At 66.5% G+C, this 22,006-nt stretch carries 17 protein-coding genes; 5 read left to right on the forward strand and 12 right to left on the reverse strand.

All coding sequences use genetic code 11. The annotated features are described in order from the left end of the window. Window positions 1-287: 287 nt before the first annotated feature. The 6 genes from OZ403_RS39655 to OZ403_RS08645 all read right to left on the reverse strand — a co-directional run bounded on the left by OZ403_RS39655 (window position 288) and on the right by OZ403_RS08645 (window position 10,088). Window positions 288-1,604 (reverse strand): Kelch repeat-containing protein, encoded by a 1,317-nt coding sequence (locus OZ403_RS39655; RefSeq protein ID WP_442929765.1) that lies wholly within the window; start codon window positions 1,602-1,604, stop codon window positions 288-290. After that, entirely contained in the window at window positions 1,601-2,278 is a 678-nt protein-coding gene (locus OZ403_RS08625) for a hypothetical protein (RefSeq protein WP_237078142.1), read from the reverse strand. Before OZ403_RS08625 ends, OZ403_RS39655 begins: the two co-directional genes overlap by 4 nt. A gap of 254 nt (window positions 2,279-2,532) precedes the next feature. Beyond that, window positions 2,533-3,447: a hypothetical protein gene (locus OZ403_RS08630; protein WP_268783899.1), complete on the reverse strand. Its 915-nt coding sequence runs from the start codon at window positions 3,445-3,447 to the stop codon at window positions 2,533-2,535. Between the two features lie 265 nt (window positions 3,448-3,712). Continuing rightward, on the reverse strand, window positions 3,713-4,606 hold the full coding sequence (locus OZ403_RS08635) for an RNA polymerase subunit sigma-70 (RefSeq protein ID WP_268783900.1): 894 nt from the start codon (window positions 4,604-4,606) through the stop codon (window positions 3,713-3,715). Continuing rightward, on the reverse strand, window positions 4,603-7,749 hold the full coding sequence (locus OZ403_RS08640) for a tetratricopeptide repeat protein (RefSeq protein ID WP_268783901.1): 3,147 nt from the start codon (window positions 7,747-7,749) through the stop codon (window positions 4,603-4,605). Before OZ403_RS08640 ends, OZ403_RS08635 begins: the two co-directional genes overlap by 4 nt. A 1,316-nt stretch (window positions 7,750-9,065) precedes the next feature. Next, entirely contained in the window at window positions 9,066-10,088 is a 1,023-nt protein-coding gene (locus OZ403_RS08645; RefSeq protein ID WP_237078144.1) for a LysR substrate-binding domain-containing protein, read from the reverse strand. A 74-nt stretch (window positions 10,089-10,162) separates the two neighbouring features. On the opposite strand from OZ403_RS08645, the gene OZ403_RS08650 reads away from it, so the two are divergent. Then, entirely contained in the window at window positions 10,163-10,528 is a 366-nt protein-coding gene (locus OZ403_RS08650; RefSeq protein WP_237078145.1) for a cupin domain-containing protein, read from the forward strand. Between the two features lie 68 nt (window positions 10,529-10,596). After that, window positions 10,597-11,463, forward strand: coding sequence for an MBL fold metallo-hydrolase (locus OZ403_RS08655; protein ID WP_237078146.1), 867 nt, complete (start codon window positions 10,597-10,599; stop codon window positions 11,461-11,463). Window positions 11,464-11,844: 381 nt separating this feature from the next. Here OZ403_RS08655 and OZ403_RS08660 read toward each other — a convergent pair whose 3' ends face one another. Both OZ403_RS08660 and OZ403_RS08665 read right to left on the reverse strand, forming a co-directional pair. Beyond that, window positions 11,845-12,198, reverse strand: coding sequence for a VOC family protein (locus OZ403_RS08660; protein ID WP_140788924.1), 354 nt, complete (start codon window positions 12,196-12,198; stop codon window positions 11,845-11,847). Between the two features lie 169 nt (window positions 12,199-12,367). Continuing rightward, a complete protein-coding gene (locus OZ403_RS08665) occupies window positions 12,368-13,192 on the reverse strand; it encodes a helix-turn-helix domain-containing protein (RefSeq protein ID WP_268783902.1) in 825 nt (274 codons plus the stop codon). A gap of 228 nt (window positions 13,193-13,420) precedes the next feature. On the opposite strand from OZ403_RS08665, the gene OZ403_RS08670 reads away from it, so the two are divergent. Then, complete coding sequence (locus OZ403_RS08670; RefSeq protein WP_268783903.1) at window positions 13,421-14,026, forward strand: hypothetical protein; 606 nt, start codon at window positions 13,421-13,423, stop codon at window positions 14,024-14,026. 231 nt (window positions 14,027-14,257) lie between these two features. Here the strand turns inward: OZ403_RS08670 and OZ403_RS08675 are convergent, their stop codons facing one another. The 4 genes from OZ403_RS08675 to OZ403_RS08690 form a co-directional block, all read right to left on the reverse strand. After that, window positions 14,258-15,730, reverse strand: coding sequence for a S28 family serine protease (locus OZ403_RS08675; protein ID WP_237078148.1), 1,473 nt, complete (start codon window positions 15,728-15,730; stop codon window positions 14,258-14,260). Window positions 15,731-16,215: 485 nt separating this feature from the next. Continuing rightward, window positions 16,216-17,268, reverse strand: coding sequence for a hypothetical protein (locus OZ403_RS08680; RefSeq protein WP_268783904.1), 1,053 nt, complete (start codon window positions 17,266-17,268; stop codon window positions 16,216-16,218). Between the two features lie 1,433 nt (window positions 17,269-18,701). Continuing rightward, a complete protein-coding gene (locus OZ403_RS08685; RefSeq protein ID WP_268783905.1) occupies window positions 18,702-19,466 on the reverse strand; it encodes a hypothetical protein in 765 nt (254 codons plus the stop codon). Between the two features lie 199 nt (window positions 19,467-19,665). Beyond that, on the reverse strand, window positions 19,666-20,547 hold the full coding sequence (locus tag OZ403_RS08690) for a LysR family transcriptional regulator (RefSeq protein WP_140797661.1): 882 nt from the start codon (window positions 20,545-20,547) through the stop codon (window positions 19,666-19,668). Window positions 20,548-20,668: 121 nt separating this feature from the next. On the opposite strand from OZ403_RS08690, the gene OZ403_RS08695 reads away from it, so the two are divergent. Both OZ403_RS08695 and OZ403_RS08700 read left to right on the forward strand, forming a co-directional pair. Next, window positions 20,669-21,355, forward strand: a complete 687-nt coding sequence (locus OZ403_RS08695) for an ankyrin repeat domain-containing protein (RefSeq protein ID WP_268783906.1) — start codon at window positions 20,669-20,671, stop codon at window positions 21,353-21,355. After that, window positions 21,355-21,816 (forward strand): nucleoside deaminase, encoded by a 462-nt coding sequence (locus OZ403_RS08700; protein ID WP_268783907.1) that lies wholly within the window; start codon window positions 21,355-21,357, stop codon window positions 21,814-21,816. Before OZ403_RS08695 ends, OZ403_RS08700 begins: the two co-directional genes overlap by 1 nt. The last annotated feature ends 190 nt before the right edge of the window (window positions 21,817-22,006 follow it).

Genomic DNA, 22,006 nt, shown 5'->3' on the forward strand with positions numbered 1-22,006 from the left:
AGGGACACGCTGGGGATTCGCGAGGTGCCAGGTGCAGCACGTTGTTCGTGGCCGAATCCCTATGCAGAGAGTGTCATCGGCTCGATACAGCGGGAGCTGCTGGACCCCTGTGCGAGTACTACGGCGGAATGCAGGCAGCCCTCCCGGAGGAAGTCTGGGTGGCTTACGAAAGCCAGACGTCGAGGCAACTGGCCCGGACGCTGGGTGGGTGCTCGGCCCGAGAAGCTGAAGAAGTGGGTTCTTTGAAACTCACTACGCAGCGATCGAGTACGAGACAGGCACAGGCGTCAGGGGACATACCGCTCGGCGGTGTTCAGTACGGCACCGCCGTCGGTCCCCCCGATGATGAGCACACTCCCTGATTCCAGCCATGTGGCCGTGTGATAGACGCGCGCCGATGACATGGGGGCGATGAGCTCCCAGGAGCCATCTCGGCGGAATATCTCCGCGGAGGCATGTGGCATTGCGTAGGGGCTGGAATACCCGCCCGCAATCAGCACCTCGCCCGAGGGCAATGCGGTCGCCGTGTGAAAGAAACGGGCTTCCATCATTTCTCTCTGGGGCGTCCACGAAGTGCTGCTCAATTGAAAGAGTTCCGCTGCCTTGAGGACGCTCCCAGGTTCACCCTTGAGGGAGCCGGTAACCAAGATTCTTCCAGGAGGCAGCATCGTGGAGGCGTGCCCGTTGCGCCCATGTTCCATCTGCGCCGGGAGGAGTCGCCATCCCGCAGCCGGCTGAGTCCAGTCGTAGACCTCGGCCGTCGTCTCCGCTCCATCACCGTTGAAGCCACCGATGGCCACCACCACGCCCGTTTCCAGGAGGGTGAGCGTCAGTGCGTTGCGTTTGACTTTCAAGTTCCCAGCATCTGTCCAGGAGTCGCTGCCCGGGTGATAGAGCGCGGCGGTGTTCAGCCCGTCGAGAGGCGAGTCCCCGCCACCCGCCACCAGTACCTTCCCCGAGGGAAGCAGGACGGCGGCATGGCTGGCGCGTGCTCCGAGTGGGATGGGATTGGCAGGAATCCACTCATTCGCAGCCGCATCGTAGATTTCGGCACTGTTCAGCGCGCCACCTCCGGGGCCCCGGCCACCGACCACCAATACTTTTCCATTCGGTAACAGGGTGGCCGTGTGGTCCATGCGCGCCGTCCCGAGGGTTGGCCCAGGACTCCAACTGTTTGATGAGACGGTGTAGAACTCCGTGGTGTTCGTGGGGGTGTTGCCCGAGCTACTCCCACCAACGACGAGCACTCGACCATTTCCCAGTTTCGTGGCCGTATGTCCTGTGCGCCGCGTCTGCATCGGTGCCACCGACTTCCACCCCGGCGGTTCGCGCCCGCCATCCGGAGGTTCCCCGTCAGTGCCTGCGTCCGAACCGCCGTCCCCTCCGCCGTGCGGCCCGCCGTCCTCGCCGTGCGGCCCACCTCCATCGTTACCTCCATCCAGGCTGCCATTGCCATCAGGGCCCGCATCCGATGCGTCATCCAGGCATACGCCAGGTTCCCTGTTGCAGAATTGGTCCACCGCCTCATCGACGTCGAGGCACGCAGCGAGATGGACGCTGAGCACCAGCAATCCAAGGGCTGTCGAGCGAAGCAGGGGCTTCATGGCCACCTTCCAGACACGAACGCGGACGTCCCATCCAGCCCGAATTGTAGGGGGCCTGGCTCCTCTGGCGACCCCAGCAGGTACATTCCCGTGGCGGCGCCCAGACCCACCAGGCCTCCCACCAGCAGCCCCACGGAGACTGTCTGCAGCCCGCGCGCGCTGCTGGCCACGCTCCGGGCCTCGGCCTGTGAGCCGATGTGCTGCGCCTTGTGAGCCAGCTTCGACTTCTTTCCCTCCGCCAATCCCCAGAAGACGCCCGCTGTGGCGACGAGGGCCCCTCCCGCCACCGCGGGGATGAGCGCTTGGTCTCGCAATGAGGAGTGCGAGCCGGACACCTCTGGCACTGGAGACGATGAAGACTCCGGGAGTCTCGAGGCCACCGCGGGAAGCGGCTCTCGTGGCGCCTGAACCCGCTGAGCCTCTGAGGGGGCCTCCATCTTCAGGGGCTCACGATTGACGCCTCGCGCGGCCAGCTCGTCCAGGACATCCTGGCGCATCGATTCGAAGTGCCGCTTCAGCTTGGGTGAGACAAGCAGCGGCAACTTCGCGGCGGGGTTCAAGAAGAGGGCCGCCTTGAAGGTGGCTTCGGAGTCGCTCAACCGCCCGCTCAACTCCACCATGATGACGCCCTCGTAGAGCGCCAGCACGACCTGATCCTCAGGCCTCTTCGACATCGCCTTGCCGTGGACAACCTCCTCCAGTGCTCGCTCGTACTCGAGGTCCCCTATCAATCGGTGGATGGAGACCGCACAGCGGTGCACGTCTGGGGAAACGTCGCCTCGGGCGCTCAGGGGGAGAAGGGAGAGCCCGAGGCACATGAGCCAGACGCAGGTGTCATGTCGCGACAGGCCGCTCGACAAAACGACTCTTGCATTGTCGTAGATGGAAGGATGCATGATGTCCTCTCGCGCATGGCGTCCGACTTCGTTTACTGCTTCGACGTCACCGGGGATGGGGCGCTGCCATCCGGACTGGGGGGGACGGTGTTTCCGCGGGCCGCGTCGGAAGGCACCACCCCTGTGTTGGAGCCCTGGCGCTGGTGGAACCAGGCGTCGGTGGACGAGTCCATGTATGTCTGCCCAAAGGGACCATGGGCGACGTCCTGCGCGTCCATCGTTTTCATTGCGTCGAACGGAGCCCCAGGCGCTGCTCCGCTCCCGGCAGTCTGGATGACTTCCTGCGGCGGCGGGGGCGTCAATCCCAGCAACTTCTCCAACTCTGCCTTTCGGCTCGTGCCCTCGAAGGCCGAGTCGAGTTCGTTCTTCGTCGGCTTGACCTTGTCGATGTCCTTCTGACTGTAAGGGGGCGTCTTGGATTCCTCGACGGCCACCGCGTTCGCCTTGCGCATGGCCTCTTCGGCGCTCTTCGCGGCAAGGGCTGCTTTCTCCTCCGCGTCTTGGAGTTTCTGAGCCGCCATCCTGGATGCTTCGGTGGCCTCTTTGAGCTTCTTCTCCGCGGCGGCGAGGTCTTCCTTCGACTTTTTCGCCTCTGCGGGCGTCTGTCCTGGCCTCTCCGCGGCCTTGCGTGCAGCGGCGGCGGTCTTCTCCGCCTCGGCCTTCTGCCGTCGCGCGGTATCCGCGTCGCGCCTGGCCTGCGTCAGGTTGTCCCGGGCGGCCGCCGCGGCCTTGCGCTTGGCTTCGGCGGCGAGCCGCGCCGTCTCCGCCTTCTGCCGGGCCTCCTCCGCGCGGCGCTGTGCTTCGGCGGGGTCGACTTTCGGAGCTCCAGAACCACCGACCGCTGTCACTGAACCCATGGGACATCTCCTCTCGATGGGGCTTTGCGCCCCCTTGTCAGGATTGAAACAGGCGCCGTGCACGTGATTGGAGGGCCGGGCATGAGGCATGCCCGAGGTGCGTACGTCCTGCGCGAGTCGATGCGTGTCTGCCCCTGCAATCGAGAAGAAAGAGGGAGGTGGCCCACCGACGTCCCAAAAATCTCGGGAGACGACGCTGGCGGAGCCGGTGGCTCAGCGCTCTCGAATCAGGGTCGTCAGCCTCTACGCACGTGGGCACCGCTGGCGGCGGCGTTGCCCTGGCAAGTCGGCGGGACGTGGGCGCGTCAGGCGTGCCAGCAGTCGGGCACCCGACGGCAAATGGGCGCCGAGGGCTTCAGTCCAGCAATCCCACGAGGCTGATATCCAGTCGGCTGCTGACCAGCCCCAGGAGGCTCTCCAGGGCGAGCTGGTCCTGCTTCATCCTTGGCGCGAGCTCCATGCGAACGCGCTCGAGCAACTGCTCGCGGGCATCAGCGACCTTGCGCGCGACGCCGGAGCGCGAGCCGCCGTACATGCGCGTCAGCCGGTCCATCGTGAACCCATGGAAATGGTGCAAGCGCAGCAGGGTCCGCTCCTGTTCGGAGAGCACCGCCACCGCTTTTCGGAGCGACTCGACGAGGAGCTGGCGCGCATCTTCGCGCAGCAGCGCGTACTCGGGGTCGCTCGGGGCCAGCATCCGCGCGAGTTCCTCGGGAGGCTCCGCGACGAGCTGATGGCGCTCGTCCTGGCCCATCAACTCCCCGGCGATGCGCGCGGCGATGATGCTCACCCAGGTCCGCAGGGGCCCTCGCCCCCCATAGCTCGCAATCCTCGGTGGCGTGTTGCTGCTGCCCACCAGCAGCCGCTCGCGCAGCATCTGCAGCACTTCCTCCACCAGGGGCGGAGACACCTTCCCGAGCCGGGCGGGGACGTGCCGGAGGATGTGTTGTTCGAAGGCCCTGAGGGCCGCCGGGTCCCCGCTGGTGCAGGCGCACGCGAGATACAGGTCGGCACCTTGGAGGATGCGCATCACCTCCGCGGCCTGTCCCACAGGCAGGTGCCGGGCCAGGTGCCGCACGAAGGTCTCTGCCGGGAGTGGCAACGTGGGCCACTGGGTCCGTGCTGCCTCGACGTGTTTGTCCAGCAGCGCCTCGAATCCCTCCACGGCCTCCAGCTCCGCCCGCTGCTCCCGAGACACGTACGCCCGCAGCATCGCTGCCAGGGAGCCTGTTCGCTGTTCGTCGCTCATCGTTTCGCCTCACGCCGTTGCCAGGCCAGCACCGTCTGGAGCTCCGACTGGCCCCGGACCCCCACGGACTCCAGCCGCGTCCGGGCCTCCTCGGCCAGCGCGAGCGCCCGTGCCCGCTCCGGGGAAGAGCGCGTTTTCATGAGCGCCCGGGCCAAAAGGAAGGCGGTCTTGCCGGCGACCCGCGGGTCCTTGACTTCGCCCCATTGGGTTTGGATGCGCCGGGCGCGCTCGAGCAGGGGGACCGCCTCCGCCGAGGTGCCCAGCGTCAGATGCGCCTCCCCGGCGCAGGCCAGGGCGCTAGCGCCGTCCGGGGACTCCGCGCCACCCGTCTTCTCGGTGACCTTCCTCGCCCGCTCGCAGTACGCGAGCGCCTCCTTCGAAGCTCGGGTCGCCAGGGCAAGCTCGGCGAGGGGCAGCAGCACGCTCACCGTCTTCCCGCCCTCCGGGCCATGTTCCTTTTCGAGCCGCTGTAGCGCGTCCATCAAGTCGCGTCGTGCCTCGGCATAGCGGCCCGCCTTCAGGTACACCTGTCCCCGGACTGTCAGCGGCAGGGCGGCGCGTGGCGTGTCCGGGCCCAGTGAACGCTGGACGCGCTCCAGGGCCTCGGTGGCAAAGCCCAGCGCCTCGTCGCCCTGGCCCGCCTCACTGGAGATGTCTGCCTGCTCTGAGAGCGCGAAGATGACGGTGACGTGGTTGGGGCCCCGGGCGCGCTCGAAGATGGCGCGCGCCCGCTCAGCCATGGAGCGTGCCTCCTCCAGTCGACCCGCGACGCGCGAGACCCCGGCGAGGTTCAGCAGAACCGTCCCCATGGGGGTGGTCTCTGGATTGGAGGATGCCTCCTGAAGGGCCAGGGCCTTGCGCCAGGCGCTGACGGCCTCGGCGTACCGGCCCACCTCCAGCGAGGCGGTGGCGACCCGGTTGTAGGACGTCACGAGGGCTGGATTGTCAGCGCCAAGGATGCGCTCGCGCAGTTCCAGGGCCTGGCGGTGGAGCTTCAGCGCGTCTTCATGGCGGCCTTGGTCGATGCGGATGCGCCCCAACTGATGGAGGAGGTTGGGCGTGCGGAGGCTGTCCGGGCGATTCCTCCTCCGCGAGAACTCCAGTCCCTGGAGCGCCTCCTGCTCCGCCTCGGCGAGTTGGCCGTACGACTCTCGCAGCGACGACAGGCGCGTGTGCAGGTCCGTCGTGATGTCCGGGAAGCGCTCTCGCCCCAGCCGCTCGACGGCGGCCCGGGCGTGCCGGATGAGCTTCTCCGCTTCGTCGGGGCGGGACTGCTCCTCGCCCACCGCCCAGATGAGCTCCAGCCAGGCCCGTGCCACCGTCTCGTCATCACGCGCGGCCTCGGCTGCCCACAGGGCCTGGTAGAGAAATGCCTCCGCTTCCTTCGGCTTGTTGAGGCCCCCGAGGACGGTGCCGTGGGCCAGGAAGACCTCGGCCTCCAACGGCTTGTAGCCGAGCCCCTTCTGCTCTTCGAGCAGGGCTGACGTCACCGCGAGGCCGTCGGTGAACCGGTGCGACACGAGGTGGGCCCGGACCTGCGCCAGCTTGTGCCGCGCCGCATCCACGCGGGAGCGGAGGTTGTCGGGCGGCTGGGGGCGGCTGGAGAGTCCGGGGGTATCGCGACATCCGACGAGACCCTCGAGGGATGCCGCCAGTTGGCGCGCGTTCTGCACCGTCTGCGCGTCCGCCTTTTCCAGCACCTCCGTGACGGCGGCGATTTGCCAGAGCCGCGCATCGAGGCACGCGGCGGTCTGCCTGGCCTGGTCCGCGGTGTCGCCCGTTGTGGCCCGGCAGGCCTCCGTGCGAAGCGCCTGCCATTGAGCGGTGTGGGCGTCCATCACCGTCGAGAACTGCTTCCAGGCCTGGGCTGCGTACGTCATGCCGGTGGCGAGGAAGGCTGTGCGGATCCGTTCGCGCCGCGCGGGGCTCCATGCCACTGCGAGCTTCTCCGCTTCCCGCGCACAGCTGGCATCGCGCCGCTGCGCCGTCGTCCCGTAGGCCGCGAGGATGCCCATCGTTCCGGCCACGGTCGTCGTGACGACAAGCGGCACGAGTCTCCGGTGCGGCGGTGGAGCGAGGGCCGCCAGCAGGGACTGCATGGTGGGGAAGCGATCCTCGGGCTTCGCGCTGAGCCCCCGGAGGACCGCGCGTCGAACCCGGGTCGGGACCTTCACCTCGCGCTTCGGAGGGCTCATCCTCCCTTGCTGCGCGGCCAGGACCAACTCCTGCATCGTCTCCCCTTGGAAAGGGCGCGCCCCAAAGAGGGCTTCGTGGAGCGCCACGCAGAAGCTGAACTCATCGGAGCGGGCATCCGCGCGCTGACCTCGCACCAGCTCCGGGGCGATGTAGGCCGGCGTGCCCAGCAACTGGCCCGTCCGGGTGAGCTGACCCGTGGGAGTGACAGGGGCCTCGATGTGCTCCTGGCGCGACGCGCCCTCTTCCTGGTGGAGGAGCCGGGCGATGCCGAAGTCCGTCACGAAGACCCGCCCGTCCTTCCCAAGGAGGGTGTTGGCGGGCTTGAAGTCGCGGTGCACCAGTCCCGCGGCGTGCGCGGCGGCCAGTCCTTTGCCGGCTTCAAGGAAGACGCGGAGCACCTCCTTCCAGGGACGCAGCTCCTTCATCCACTCCGCCAGGGTGGTCCCCTCCACCAGCTCCATGGTCAGGAAGACACCGTCTCCGTAGGCGCCCACGTCATAGAGGGTGACGACATTGGGATGCGAGAGCCGGGCCAGCGCCTGGGCTTCGCGCAGCAGCCGCTGCTGCAGCTCCTCTCGCTGGCTTCCCTTGGGGCGCAACACCTTGAGGGCCACCCGGCGACCGAGCTCTGGATCATCCGCCGCGTACACGATGCCCATGGCGCCGGCGCCGAGGCACTCTCGCACCACATACCGGGAGATCCTGGCGCCAAGCCGCAGTGACTGGGAATGCGTCTCTCCATGGGCTGTCGGAGCGCTGGATGGCGCTTGAGTGCCCACTCCCGCTGCCAGGGCCCACCGACAGTCGGGGCAGGTCTCGACATGTGCCAGGACGTGGGTCCGGTCATCTTCGGAAAGCAGCCCGGCAAGCAAGTCCGTCAGCGTCGTTTCCTGAGGGCACGACTGCATGGGTGAGGACTCCGCAACGCGTTCCGGCTGTCCGAACATAGCAGAGGTCGGGAGCTCGATTGTGCGTGCAGGCAGGTCTCCAGGAAAATTGGGACGCAGGTTGACCCGTTCCCTCTTTCCCCTCGATCGCACGGGCAGGACTGCGTTGACTCGCGCACGGAGCGGAGATGGATCCCTCTCAATTCTCGATTCCCAAGAGAGGCTCTCGACGTTCCGTGAGTTCAGCGTGGGCGAATTCCTGCCTTGTTGCTGCGCGGTCCACTGTGTTCGGCAAAGGACAATCAAGGCCGTGGCGACGGCCTCCCGCTGACATTGTCTCACCCGCTGGTGGTTCTGGAGTTGCAAAAGCGGAGGATGCCGTCAAGAAGTCGGGGGCGGCGCGGCTCTCCGATGCGGCAAGGCACAAGGTCAAGGCGGCGCAGGAGGAGTCCGACACCGCGGAGAAGACGAGCAAAGATGCCACCAGAAGGACAGCGCACGCCTCTGCTCTCTGGCCGCGCCACAACGATAGTTCCCGCTGGATTGCGACGTGTCACACGCTCTATCCAGTAGCCTGGAATTGAGTACAACCCTCTCTCATTCCCAGTAGTACTCGATACAGCGGTACCACGCCGACACCGCCTGAACCCTCGCTCGCGAATCACATAACATGCGCGAGCGCCACGGAATCAGGGCAAGCTCAAATCTCCCGTCATTCCGTTTCGGGCACCACTCCACATCGAGGTACGTTCGTATTCGAAAACTCAAGTCCCTGGACTTGATGCCCACGTGCTCCCTGGCCGCGCCCTATGGCTGCCGAATTCCGCAGGTGGCGCGGCCCTGGACGGTGTCTCTGTCTGTGAATCCGTGAGCGGCCAGGTCGGGCTGGAAGGGCGGGTGCAGGGCGGTATGGTAGACGCTTCGGTGCTCCCAGTCCGCGCGGAACTCCGCCGGCCCCCTGTGTTTTCCTTGAAGTCCTTGCCCGTGCTTTTCGTTGCCACGCTCGCAGTCGCCACGGTGGTTCACGCCGGGAATCCTCAGGGAATGCTCTCGATGTGCCGCGACGACGCGCGCACCGCCGTACGTCGGATACGGGAGCGTGGACCGGAGGAGGGGGCACCCCTGCTCCGCACCGTCGATGAGGTGTGTATCCGGGGGAAGATGGCCCCGGAGATGCGGGGGCTGCCCGATTACGAGGAGGTCGTCCGAAGCGACGAGGAGGCGATGCGCTTGACGCAGGCCGCGGCCGACGCAGTGAGCGCTTGGCGGTGCTCGATGCCCGCCCGCGGGGGAGCCCGTGGGCACGCTGGAGTTACGACGGCTTCCGTGGCTCTCCCGCCAGGGGGCCTCGAGAGCGTCTGTCATGCGCGCCTCGCTCACTCGCCTTGACGCGCTGTCGAATGTGGCTGTGACGCACCCATGACGCAGCGAGAGCGTTTGGGCGGCACTGCTCGCCGTGAGGCAGCCCGTGGCCCTGCTTTACCGTGGAGGGAGAAGCGCTCGCGGAGCAGCTGGATGAAGTGGGTCAGTGGCGCGGGGCGCTGGCGGGATGCGCGGGTGACGGCGCTCCAGCGGCGTCGGATTCCCTGAGGAGTGAGCCGGACGGTCTGCAGTCCATGGTGCTGGCCCGGCAGCATCCATTTGGGCAGCGCCGTCACGCCGATACCGCCACGCACCAGCTCGATCAGCGCCTCGGTGAGGGGGACGGGGGAGACCCGGTGCGGCTCGATGCCCGCGGGCCAGAGCACGCGCGTGAAGACATCGAGCTGCTCCCGAGGCGCGGCATAGGTGAGCAGGTGCTCCCGCACCAGGTCCTCCGCCGTGACATGTCCCCGCCGCGCCAGCGCGTGGTCCTCGGGGACCACCAGCATGAGCTCGTCCTCGAAGAGTGCGGTCTGTGCCAGGCGGGCCTGCGGCGGGACGTCGGTGGTCAAGGCGAGATCCAGCTCGCCATTCAGCAGCGCCCCAAGAGGCTGACGCGTGGCCTCCAGGACGATGCGCAGCTCGACGCGTGGGTGCTCGGCCTGCCACCGCCCGAGGATGGGCGGCAGCCAGCCATACACCGTGTAGCAGCCCGTGCTGAGCCGGAGCAGGTCGTCCTGCGGGTGCGCACGGCAGACCGCCTCGGCCTGGGCCACCTCGCTCAGGACCCGCCGTGCGGAGAGGAGCAGCTTCTCGCCTGAGCCGGTCAGGAGCAGGCGGCGCTGGCGGCGCTGGAAGAGCTGCACGCCCAGGCGCTCCTCGGCATCGCGGAGTTGGTGGCTCAGCGCCGAGGACGTGAGGTGAAGCTGCCGGCTCGCAGCGGCCAGGCTTCCAGTGTCGGCGACCGCGGCAATCAGCTTGAAGTGACGGAGCTCGAGCATGCCGGTCAGCTTCACATGAACCAAATTCAGCATCATCGAGAAATCGTTTCGCTGCGCTTATGGAACGGGTCTCCTTAACGTTGGCGTCCCAGAGCCAGGAGCACGGACGGATGCCCCAGTCAGACAGCTTTCCGAGGATGCAGAGCCTTGTCGTACCTCCATGGTCGTCCGTGCAGATTGACGACATTGAACCGGTCGTCGTCGGCCCCGGCTGCCTTCGGAGGGACTTGCCGAGTACTCGCGACGTGAGGGTCTGGGTCGTGGACATGGCTCCCGGGAGTCAGTGGCCCTTTGTGGACGTCCACGACACCGGAGAGGAGGTTCTCGTGGTGAGCGGTGAGCTCATCGAGGGGGAGCAGCGCTTGGGACCGGGCTCATACCTGTTCTTCCCGCCTGAAAGCCGTCATCAGCCGCGGACCGAGACCGGCGTGCGCCTCTTCGGCATCAACCTCGTGGCCTCCCCGGGGGCTCGGTGAGCCAGGACGCCCTGACTTCCTTCTCCCCATTCCGGATGGAACCCTCGAACACGGAGGGACGGGGCGAGATGGCTCGGCCCTCGCGGACGGGCCGTCGGGACTTCCTGCGTGCGGCGGTGGCGCTCTCAGCGGGCGCGGTCCTGCTCCCCCCTGGGACGGGCCGTGCGACGAAGCCTGTCGACAGCGCCGCGCTTCGCGCCCAGCGGTTGGCCTGGGCCGGAGTGCGGCTGCGGCTCGGACAGGACACGCTCTTCCTGGACCCGTTGAGCGACCCCACCGTGTGGGGGGCCGCGCTGAAGGACCCGCTCGTCCCAGTGGACGTGAGCGACGGGGGCCGCTTCGTCCTGGTGACACATCGCCATTCCGACCACTTCGACCGGGTGGCCGTCCGTCAGGCGCTGGGGGATAGCGGGACGCTGGTGTGCGCCCCAGACATGGCCGCGGCGGCTTCCGCATCGGGATTCCGCGTGCGGTCCGCCCCGCTCTACGAGCCCATCTTGCTCAATGACTTCACCGCCACCGCCGTTCCCGCGGCGGACGGCTATGGGGATCCCCAGGTTTCGTGGGTCGTCTCCGGTGGAGGCCGCCGCATCATCCACTGCGGCGACACGCTGTGGCATGGCTCCTGGTGGCACATCGGGCGACAGTTCGGCCCCTTCGATGCGGCATTCCTGCCTATCAACGGGGCGCGCTTCGGTTGGCGCAAGCCCGTGAGCGACGTGCATGCCGTCCTGACGCCGGAGCAGGCGGTGGCCGCGGCCGTGGTGTTGGGAGCAAAGCTCCTCGTGCCCATCCACTACGGCCTCGCTGCCTCAGAGGACTATCAGGAGGTCCCGGACGCGGAAGCGCTGCTTCTGGCCGCCGCGCGCACGCGGAAGGTGAACGTGGAGCTGGCACGTCCGGGGGAGTGGCTGACCTGGCAGGCCCGGACCTGACAGCGGGGCTCAATCGGGCCATTCCTTGGAGCATGAGCTGCTCGAGGTGGCATGCTGGGCGTCCTCCCATGTCAGCGCCCGGTCATCCACCAGTGGGGCGCCGTGGGCACCGGCAGCGATTTGGGCGTGCTCGCTGATGTATCACCCCCATGGCGCAGCGCCTGAATTCTGGGTAGGCACAGCTGCCCAACGCCGTCTGGATAAACGACCCCGCGCGGCGCACCACCTCTTGTTGGAAGAACGCGCAGTCATCTCACGAGCTCACTGTCTCATCCGCGTTGACAGGTTCCGTGGACGCCATGGTCGACCCCGACTTCGACGCGCGCTTCGCGTAAGGGCCATGGTGGCTCTTATGCTGGTGTTAGCAATGCCTTGCATGGCTCAAAGGTCATGGGTGAGCAGGTTCACCAGCCTTCCGAAGGGGTCGCGCACGAAGAATCTGCGCACGCCCCAAGGCTCGTCAGCCGGTCCATACTCTATCGGGATTCCCGCCTTCTTCACCCGGGTGAGGGCTGCATCGAGGTCGTCGACCTCGATGGACATGTCTGGCACTGGTGCGCCTGAGCCCCCTTGCGACATGAAGCTGATCTGCACAGTCATCGTTTCGCTTGAGCCGTAGGTTTCAATCCACCCCATATCCATCAGGACGTCGAGCCCGAGGACGTCCCGATAAAATTGTCTGGCGGCGGCTGGCGTCGTCACGTCCACATTGGTGACGATACGGAGGACCTTCACGATTGCCTCTTCTTTTCGTGCTTCGACAGGGCCATCTGCTTGCGAGTCTCTTCTCCTGTGAGCGCTTCAGTCTGGCTGCCGAGAAGCCACATGTGGCTGAACGGGTCGCGCACGCGACCCTCGAGCTTGCCGTACGGTCGGTCCTCAAGGGGAGGTGGTTGGACTTCGGTCAGGGTTCCGTTTGGGGACATTGGCGCAATGTGCCCCGGGGCGGCCCGCCTCGTATTGAAGGAAATTGCCGCTCGTCGAGAGGTACGTGGTTGCGGTCCTCACCCGACCGAGGGCTATACGCGACGGGAGTGGCTCCCGAGAATGCCCTGAACTCGCGGACCAGATGTGCCTGGTCCGAAAACCCGTGCTCACCGGCCAAGGTGGCCCAGGTCTTCTCCCCTCCGGCCGATTCGAGCACGCTCTGGAACCTGGCGATGCGCGCGAAGAGCTTGGGCTTGACGCCGACATGTACTTGAAACCGCTCAATGAGCCGGCGCGGCGAAAGCCCGAGTCGAACTCCTACCGCACGGACGCTCGCGCCGCCCATCAACAGCGAGCACGCGACCGCCACTGCTTCGTCGCGAGGCTTGGACGCGCGTCCCCGTGCGAGCAGCGCCGCCTCGAGCACGTCGAGCCGGGTCGCGGAGGTGGGGGCTTGCAGCAGGCGCTCACGAAGGATGGTGCCGTCACGCCCCCAGATTTCGTAGAGGTCGACGACCTTCCCGGTCAGCTCCGAGGCCGGCATGCCCAGAAACGGCGACGCACTCGCGGGGGCGAAGCTCACCCCGCAGATGGAGCGTTGGCAGGCAGTGTCGACGACTCTCGGTGCGGTGTGGGCACCCTGAATCGCTACACCACGAGTCTTGTGTGCAAGGCGGCCGTCGAGCCTGTAGTCCCGGAACGCGTCCTCATGAAGATTGACTAGGAGCTGCATACGGCCAGACGGCAGCACGCGCTCGAAGCCGTGGGCGAACTGCCCGTCGTACGTCCAGAGGGATTCCACGAGAGGAGCCAGAGTGGGGCTCCGAGGCTGGCGCGCGAGAATCATGGCAGCGCGACGGTAACAGAGCCGGGATGCACCTACTGTGACTCAGTCTCGCCGAACGAGCCTGTCCGACTCTTCAGGGGGGTACACCAATGTTGGTCGATTTCACGCAACGGTGTCCCACGGCCTGTCTCTTCCAGTCAGTAGGGGGCATGGGGGCTCCCCGAGGACTCCTAGGAGGACGACATGAAGGCGGCGACACGGTACCTGGTGCTTCTATCCATGCTGGTGGTGGGCTGTGGCGACTCAAGCGAAGGGGAGGGGGACGGAGGCGGAGGTGGAGGTGGAGGTGGAGGCGGCTCGGACTCCGCGCTCAAGTGTGACTCCGTGAGTTGGTGCAGTACGTGGGATGCGGACGGCGCGGAGGTGACGGATGCTCCCCCGCTGACTGGGGGGAAGCTGAGCGACGGCCTTTATCGCAGGGAGCGCGGTTCCAGCTATCCGTTTGCCATTCTCATCAAGGGGAAGTCCATTCTCTTGATTGAGGCGGACATGAGGAACGATTTGGGGACTTGGAAGGTGGAGAACGACCGTCTGGTCATGACCATGACGAGCCGCTGTTCCAACACCGAGAATGAAACCTCGAATGATACCTGGAACTGGACCCATGCCTTCGCGGTCAAGAACGGCGTTCTCTATACGAAGGATCTGACCTGGGACAGGCCCGTCGTCGCCTGGCGCAAGGTAGAGTCGCTGTGTGAGGAGTCCGCCTCGTTCAAGTGCATGGTGAGCAACTGCGCCTGTGAGTTCACGACGAACGGACCCCTCCTGGGTCGGAAGAGCTGCTTCTGAGCTCGGACATCACGGGCCTGGAGTGAGGGTAGCTCTCCCAGCCACGGAGGGGCTCCGCCATGGGGCCTCCTGAAGCACGTGGTCCGCTGCCGTGAGTTTCAGTTCCCTGGCGCCCGCCGTGAGGGGGGTGGGCATCACCGGCGGGTCCCTCGGGGCCTGGAGCGACTCCGCCCTCGTCCTGCGGTTGGACGCGTCGTTGTCCAGGCGGATGAAGCCCGATGACGGCGCGCCTCACTCGCTCGCATTGACGCGCTGCTGAAGGTGGCCTCGTGGCACCCATGACGCAGCGGGCTTCGAAGTCGCCGCCTCGGTCGCATGCTCGAGTGCCCGCGCGCGAACCTCCGCGGAGGGAACGCTCATCCCCATCCACGTGAAGAGGCGCTCCAGGACGAGGGCCCGCTCGGGCTCGGCAAGGCCTCCGATGTTCGCACTGTGGTTGCCCCCCGGAGCGAAAAAGCGGAACGCGTCGTTGTCCTCGCGCACGGAAAATGCCGTGGCCGAATACGGGTCATTCTCCCCGTAGATGAAGAGCATCCGCTTGCCATGGTTGCGGACCCAGTGCTCCACCCGAAGCATGGCCCGCATGTCGAACGGCTCCGTCACAGGGAAGCTCACGTACACGTCGGGCGTGTTCTCCCCTGGGTAGCGCAGAAGCCCTCGCAGGTGCTTCGCGGGGAAGCGCGACCAGCCCAACTGCGTCGCGGCTTGGTAGTAGGCGTACTCGAAGGGGGCGATGAAACGGTCCGAGTAAGTGAAGGCAACGCCGACGACAGCGTCCAGGAAGGCGAACGTCTCCGCCGCCGGCGCGCCGGGCGCGGGAATGCTCGCGCACGCGGACGCGGTGCCGTACTGCCAGAAGTAGAAGGATGCCTCGACGGCGGAGAACTCCAGCGCGCGGTCCGGACCGCCCACGACGGTGAAGGCGGTGTTCCACTTCGTACCTAGCGCGTCCACGAAGGGCAGCAGCTCCCCGCGGCGTAGCAGCACGTCCTGTTGGAAGGACTCCAGCTTCGCGCGGCAGTCCGCATCCCCCAGCTTCGCGAGGAAGTGGACATAGCGCACGTCGCGCAGCCCATGGTTGCTGGGCGCGACATACGGCAGGGTGGCGTCCACGTCATCCGGATAGAAATGGCGGTGATACACGGCCGTCACTCCGCCCTTGCTGCCTCCGGTGGAGAGCCAGCGCGCGGGGTACAGGGGTTTGAAGGCCTGGACGGCGCGGTGGCTGTCGCTCGCGGCCTGGTAGATGGTGAGCAGCCGCGTATCCCGCGATGCCGGCACTGATGTCCCCATGAAGCGGTGCTCCACGGAGAGCTGGTTGGCACCGAGCAAGGCGGTGGGCTCGGCCTGCCAGGGCCTGGTCGCCAGCATGTAGCCCTCGGTGGAGAGCACCATGGGCGCGTCCACCGAGCGGTGAAGGAGCGTCATCCGGAGTTGGAAGCGCTCCCCTTGGGGACGCTCGTGGTCTGCGGGCTGCTCGAGCTGCAGCACGAAGAAGCGCGTGCCCGGGAAGGGCGAGGGCTGCTCGAGGACAACGGTGAGCCCGGGAATGGATTGGAGCCGGGCGAGGATGTCCTCTTGCTCCGCCGCGGTCTCGAGCGCGGCCGCAGACTGCTCCGTGGGGGCAGGCTCTGCGAGGGATGTGTCCCCACACGCCTGGAGTACCATGGCCAGCAGCCAGGCCGCCCTGTGAGTCTTTGTCATGCGATACACCTGGGGGACTTCGAGGAGCCGTTCAAACGCATGCCGGGCACCGCCATATCGGGCAGGCCGGACACCAGCGGCGGAGTCCCGAGCACGAAGCCCGCCGCGCCCCCAACCCGGGAAGGCCGCGTCAACGAAGCATCAGTCGTTCCATGCGGTGCTGTCGGTCGTCGTGCGCGTGACGACCTCAGCCAGCGCGCGCATGTTCCTGACGAACGTGCTCGTCTCGAGATGCCTCAACGGTGAACTCCGGCCCGGGTGTGGCACGCCCGAGGCAGTGGAGAGGACGAAGACTTTGACGACGCGCTGCAGACGGGCCTCCCGCACCAGGTGGAGGCAATGCGCATGGTGGGAGGGCGCCCCCGTCGTGAGAGGGCGTTGGGAGCCGCGCGCCTCACCTCCTGCGAGGACAAAGGCCTCGGGCTCGATTTTGGGGACATCGGTGCGCGCTTTTCGCTCAGGGCCCGCGCATTGATGAGCTGCCTTCAGGGGGCTACACCCGTGTCCAGCAAATGCTTGCACGGTCGTCGCCACCCGGAAGCCTTCCGGCTCAGCTCCTCGCAAACCCCTCGGAGTTCGGACTCGTCCAGCCAGGATGAGAAATCCCGGGTCCCCGTTTCCCAGTCCACCCCGAATCGCACGGCCGCCTGATCATGAAGCCGGGCAAGCCGTAACAGAAGCACCTCGGGTGGCGGCTTGAGGGGGATGAGCGACGGGGCATAGTCCTCCGGGCCCGCGTTGGTGAATTCGTGATCCAGGGGTCTCCGGAGGAGCTTCGCCGGGCGAAGACCGTGTCGCCTGAGCAGGGCTTGAATCAAGCCAAGCCGCTCGCGGCGTGTCTGGGCCTGAAAGAGCGATAGCACCTCGGGAGGCAGGGTCTTCGTGGCCTCGGCCTGTATGGCCTTGCTGTCCGCGGTGTTTCCCGCTCGGAAGGCCAGACGCTGCCGTTCGATGAGCGCCGCGTAGGAAGCAACCACTTCCGGAGCGCGGGTCTGCAACTGATACGGCGGCAACGCGGAACTGCTTGACGGACGGAACCACCTGCTCCCCAGCAGAACGCGTGTCTCAAGCCTGTCCGCGCGGACTGGCCAGCGCGTGGCGACACGCGGCGCGGGAGTCCAACCCGCCGCCGCGGGATCCTGGTGGTTCACGTCCAGGATGGAGTGATACTCCTCCCCTGACTTCCACAAGGGGAAGCCCGCGCAGGGAGAACTCTTGGGAGGGAGTGCCACGCAAGCGTCGAACCGTGACCGCGGCATCGAGCCCAGCAGGGTCAGATCGAGTGCGTCGCCTCGGACATGCCACTCCCACTTCTGGAGTCGCGGAAGCCATGCGTATTGCCGAAGCAGCGAGGCCACGAAGGGCGCTTCCGGACCCGCGATCTGATGGACGGCGAGGAGCGCGTCCGCTGGCTCCTGGGTCCAGACCTGGAGATCCCGGAGGGTGGCCTGTACTTCCACGTCCTCGAGTCCAAGGCTGACCGCCAGCTCAACCTCGCGAGGTGCCGCCGGACAACCGTAGATGAGCAGGGCGAGCACCCCGCCCACACATCGGAAGGCACTGGACCTCGGGTGTCCCATGTTCCACTTGCTCCGCATCAAGATGACTCCATGGCTTGCCAGGGGTGAAGCCCATTTCTCGAGGGACGCGCCCCTCATTCCCAAGAGGGGAGTCGGATCGTTTGAAGGGGCTCAGATACGGACGCCCAGGATGACGCCGGGCCAGAGCCGGTCCGAGCCTACGACGAACTGCGACAGGTAGCTGACGCCCGGTCCTCGTCCTCGCGGGGGCGTCGAAGCGGTTCACGGTCAGGCCGGCGAAGAGGGCGAACCTGCGTCGCATCTCCCAGGCCGCGGTGACTCGCAGGCGGTACAGATGATTGCTCGGTGCCTCGCCGAAGAAGTTCCGCTGCCAGGTTCCGTGGGACACATCCGTGTCGAGCGAATAGCGCTCCTCGGTATCCAGCGGGAAGTGCCCCCCCATGCCCACCATCGTGAAGAGGCGGAAGCCTCCCTCCCACGACGTGCCCAGGGCGCTGGTCGCGAGGACGTGCACGCGCTGGCTGCCGCACTTGATGCCCACGCTCACCAGACCCACCGCTGTGCCGGTGACGCCGTCGGACAAGTTCAAGAGCCGTGGCTTCCTCCCAACCCTCATGTCCTGGCGCCCATCGTCGTCTTCCAGACCCCCACGCCACTCCGGCCGAGCCACGCGGAGCCCCCTGCATATCGCTTCTCGCGGCCCGAGCGTGAATCCGTCCGGGCGCCACGCGCTCGCCGTCCAGATGCACAGGCCGAGGTTGCCCCTTCCCGCACCGCGGGATGGGTGAGCTGGCACGGCCCGGGACGCGGATTGTGACCTGATGGGGCAGGGCGCCCACACGGCCTGGCGCTCACCTCCGCCACTTGCCCGCGGCCCGGGGAGCTTGCGTGGGTGGATGTGGGGGCGGTGCCCGAGCCTCTCTCGCCGCATCGCCAACACAGGAGACCTCGCGCTGCCCGGAGAAGAAGGCGAGGACGACGGAGACGTCGGAGAGGGAGGCGCGCCACGTGTGCCACCGCTCGAAGTCTTCGCAGGTCTCCCCTGGCACACCGAAGCCTGCGATGGAGTTGCCGCCGTCAAATCGTCAGCACGGCTGCGTCCTGCTCGACTTCGAGTTGCACCAACGCAGCGCCATACAGCCAGCGGGCGAGGGCGTCGCGGACGTAGACGCGCGCGAGTTCCTTCAGCACGGCGTCATTGTGTTGGCGGACATCAAAGAGCGCAGCATATGGCGCGTGGCTCCCATGCGCTGCTCCATCCCTGCTGATTGGCGCCCTCGGTCAGGTCATTGCGGAATGCGGTGTTGCCACTCCAGCGGGCTCGCATGGCTTCAGGTTCGAGTTTGGGGGCACTTTCGAGTGCTAAATGGGAAGTTTTGCCTCACCTGTTTTTGAAACCCCATGACGAGCGCTGCTCGGAATCGCCTCTGTCACGACTCGACGATGAACGTGGTGTAGTCCACTCCGGTGTTGCCGGTGATGGGGTCGTATGCAGTCACGGTGACTTCGTAGATGCCCTGCTGCTGGACGGACAGCGCTGCCTCGAAGGTGCTGGTCTTCCCGGCGTATTTCAGGGGGAGTTGGGTGAGCGGCTTCCCGTTATGCTTCACCGTGGCCTGTAGCTCATACCGGTTGGAGTCCCAGAGCCCATTGGGCTCGGTAGGGCAGCCACACATGAGTATGAGGTTGGCGCGAAGAGGGAGGGTGAGCTTCTTGTCGGCCGGGAGTTTGAAGAACTCGTGAGCTGACGGGGTCACCACATCCATCACGAAGCCGGGCAGCTCCAGGATGAGGCCATCGCCCTCGAGGTGCTTGCCGGGCAGCATCCAGAGTTGGGTCGTGCTGGTGGCGAGTGCTTGCCGCTGCGCGAGGGGCCCGGACACCTCCACCGTCACCAGCCGCGGCTCGGTGAGGTCCAGGGTGGCCGTGAACTTCGCGGAGGACTCGTCCGCGAGCGGCGCCCCCCGCACTTGTGGCTGCTTCATCAGCGTCTGGGTGTTGCCTGTCGAGCCGGCGGTGACGCCGTTGGCCAGCACCTGGCCCGACTGCGCATCCCGAAGCACCACCCGCACGCCCCCCATTGACGTCCCGACGAACTTGCCGTCCCGGGCGCGAGCCCTCACAACCAGCCGTGTCTCGGCTGCCAGAGCCGTCGTGGAGAACAACAGCAGTGTCCAGAGAATGATGCTTCGCATGACTCGCTCCGTGTCGGAAGGTCTTGAGCGGGAGCCGCATAACACGGCATGCGCACGAGAGGCGCGCACCCTGGTGGAGAAACGCTTCACGGAGGCACTGCCTCTGGGGCCTCGCGAGTGAGGAGTCGCCAGTTCAACGCTGATTCCCCGCGACTGAGGAGATGGTGACGGGCTGCCTCCCACGCTCTTCACCACGTCTTCAAGCACGAACCGCAGCTTCTGCACGCTGGGTGCAAAGGTCGGACAGCTCGTCGCGCAGGGTCCGGCCGACGGCGCCGAGATTCGAACGGGCGTAGAGGGCAAGCTCGAGCCCGTCTACGGCAGGAAAGCCATCCCTCTCGCCCAGCACGCGATGGCCGGACTGCACGCTGCTCGCAGGTAACAGACTGATGCCGAGCCCAGCGCTCACCGCCGCACAGAGGCTCGCGAGGCTGGCACTTGAGTAGCCAATCCGCCAGGCACGCCCGCGGCTCTCCAACGCGTGGATCATGTCCTGCCGATAGAGCGCCCCCACGGGGAACGCCACGAGCGGCAGAACATCCGTGCTACCCTCGCACCTCGCCGTCACCGGCTGCGCCGCGCTGTCGATCCAGCACAAGGACTCCGCCCAGCGCGCATGGGAATCGCTGTCGGCGCCCCACTGCTTGACCAGCAACAGATCGAGCTCGCCGTTGCGGTAGAGGCGCAAGAGGTGGTGGCTCAACCCACACTCGACCTCCAGACGCAGGCGCGGTCGCTCGGCTGCAAAGCGCGTAAGCAGCGGCATCAGCGCTTCGCCCCCGAGATCCTCGGGCACGCCTAATCGCAACACACCGCCGCTGCCGCCGGGGTTCAACGCAACGGACGCCTCCTCGGCCAAGCGAAGGATCCGCTGCGCATAGCCAAGCAGGCGCTCCCCCTCTTCCGTGGGCACTACGTGACGCTGGCCGCGGTTCAGCAGTCGGCAACCCAGGCTCTGCTCAAGGCGAATGAGCTGCTGGCTGACTGTCGATTGGGTCAGGTGCAGGCGCTCGCCGGCCCGAGTGAAATTTCCCGTTTCGACGACCGCGACGAAGCTTCGCAGCAAGAAGAGATCGAGCATTCGGGTGTCTCCACGAAGAGCTCTCGGTCGAACTATTCAGAACTCCACTATGAGTCATTCTAGTATTTCGTTTTCGGATGAAATGGCAGGGGATTAGAGCACCTCGTCAGGAGGTGAAGTCGTGTCCCTGGCGAACATCTGGAGGGTGATGCTCATGACGCTGTTCACGATGGCCTGCGCAGCTTCTGCGGGAGCGGGGAACGGCGGCTCTCCCAAGCCGCCCGAGGCGCTCTTGCAGGCCGCGGAAAAGGGCGATTCGGTGACGGTCTCCGAGCTGCTGCGCCAGGGGGCGGCCGTTGATGCCCGGGATTCTGCGGGCAACACGTCGCTCTTGCTGGCGACCGCCGGGAACCACGTGGCTGCCGTCCGCGTCCTCATCGAGGCAGGAGCGAACGTGAACCTCCAGAACCGCCAGCTCGACAGCGCCTATCTCCTGGCCGGAGCGCGGGGGTATTTGGAGATCCTGCGCCTGACCTTGACGAACGGCGCCGACTTGAAGAGCACCAACCGCTACGGCGGCACCGCGCTCATTCCGGCCTGCGAACGCGGCCACGTGGAGGTCGTGAAAATGTTGCTGCAAGCCGGCGTCGATCCGAACCACGTCAATCGCCTGGGCTGGACTGGACTGCTCGAGGCGATCCTGCTCAGCGACGGCGGGCCACGTCACCAGGCGATCGTACGTCTCCTGATTGACGGCGGTGCCGACGTCAACGTGGCGGACGGAAACGGCGTCACGCCGCTCCAGCACGCCCGCGAGCGCAAACAAGACGCGATTGCCAAGATGCTCGTCGCCGCCGGAGGTCGCTGATGGAGCCATCCGCCGAAGAATTCATGCGCGAGGCCATCGCCCTGGCCCGCGCCAACGTCGAGTCTGGTGGCCGTCCGTTCGGGGCCTTGCTCGTGCGCGACGGTCGGGTGATCGCGCGCGCGGTCAACGAGGTCAATCAAACGAAGGATCCCACCTCCCACGCCGAGCTTCTGGCCATTCGCAATGCGAGCCAGAGCCTCGGTAGCGCCAGCCTGAGCGGCTGCATCATCTACGCCAGCGGTCATCCCTGTCCGATGTGTCTGGCCGCCATGCACCTGTGCGGTATCCAGGGCGCCTATTTCGCCTACTCCAACGAGGAGGGCGAAGCCTTCGGCCTCTCCTCTGCGCCGCTCTATGCACAGTTGGCCCGCGGGCCCCAAGCCCAGTCCCTCGCCTTGCGGCCTCTGCGCCCGGCGGACGAGCATGGATTGTACGATGAGTGGAAACGCCATCAGGAATGACTGATAAGGAACGACACCAGACGCACTGATCTGCTCCCCAATTTTCGGACCAGTTGAAGCGTGGGAGAGTCCTCGCGGCCAGGAGCTAGGTCGGTCGTGAGGAAGAGCAGGTTTACCGAGGAGCAGATGGTCCGCATTCTACGGGAGGCGGAGACCCCTGGTCCCAGCGTGGTGGTGGCGCTCAAAGCTA

This window comes from Myxococcus sp. NMCA1, assembly GCF_026810205.1.
Lineage (GTDB): Bacteria > Myxococcota > Myxococcia > Myxococcales > Myxococcaceae > Myxococcus > Myxococcus xanthus_A.

What these genes read in the sequence shown, in the direction of transcription:
- OZ403_RS39655 (WP_442929765.1), bottom strand. Translation starts at nt 1,604, where the DNA reads ATGAAGCCCCTGCTTCGCTCGACAGCCCTTGGATTGCTGGTGCTCAGC.
- OZ403_RS08625 (WP_237078142.1), bottom strand. Translation starts at nt 2,278, where the DNA reads ATGTCGAAGAGGCCTGAGGATCAGGTCGTGCTGGCGCTCTACGAGGGC.
- OZ403_RS08630 (WP_268783899.1), bottom strand. Translation starts at nt 3,447, where the DNA reads ATGCCTCATGCCCGGCCCTCCAATCACGTGCACGGCGCCTGTTTCAAT.
- OZ403_RS08635 (WP_268783900.1), bottom strand. Translation starts at nt 4,606, where the DNA reads ATGAGCGACGAACAGCGAACAGGCTCCCTGGCAGCGATGCTGCGGGCG.
- OZ403_RS08640 (WP_268783901.1), bottom strand. Translation starts at nt 7,749, where the DNA reads ATGTTCGGACAGCCGGAACGCGTTGCGGAGTCCTCACCCATGCAGTCG.
- OZ403_RS08645 (WP_237078144.1), bottom strand. Translation starts at nt 10,088, where the DNA reads ATGATGCTGAATTTGGTTCATGTGAAGCTGACCGGCATGCTCGAGCTC.
- OZ403_RS08650 (WP_237078145.1), top strand. Translation starts at nt 10,163, where the DNA reads ATGCCCCAGTCAGACAGCTTTCCGAGGATGCAGAGCCTTGTCGTACCT.
- OZ403_RS08655 (WP_237078146.1), top strand. Translation starts at nt 10,597, where the DNA reads ATGGCTCGGCCCTCGCGGACGGGCCGTCGGGACTTCCTGCGTGCGGCG.
- OZ403_RS08670 (WP_268783903.1), top strand. Translation starts at nt 13,421, where the DNA reads ATGAAGGCGGCGACACGGTACCTGGTGCTTCTATCCATGCTGGTGGTG.
- OZ403_RS08675 (WP_237078148.1), bottom strand. Translation starts at nt 15,730, where the DNA reads ATGACAAAGACTCACAGGGCGGCCTGGCTGCTGGCCATGGTACTCCAG.
- OZ403_RS08685 (WP_268783905.1), bottom strand. Translation starts at nt 19,466, where the DNA reads ATGCGAAGCATCATTCTCTGGACACTGCTGTTGTTCTCCACGACGGCT.
- OZ403_RS08690 (WP_140797661.1), bottom strand. Translation starts at nt 20,547, where the DNA reads ATGCTCGATCTCTTCTTGCTGCGAAGCTTCGTCGCGGTCGTCGAAACG.
- OZ403_RS08700 (WP_268783907.1), top strand. Translation starts at nt 21,355, where the DNA reads ATGGAGCCATCCGCCGAAGAATTCATGCGCGAGGCCATCGCCCTGGCC.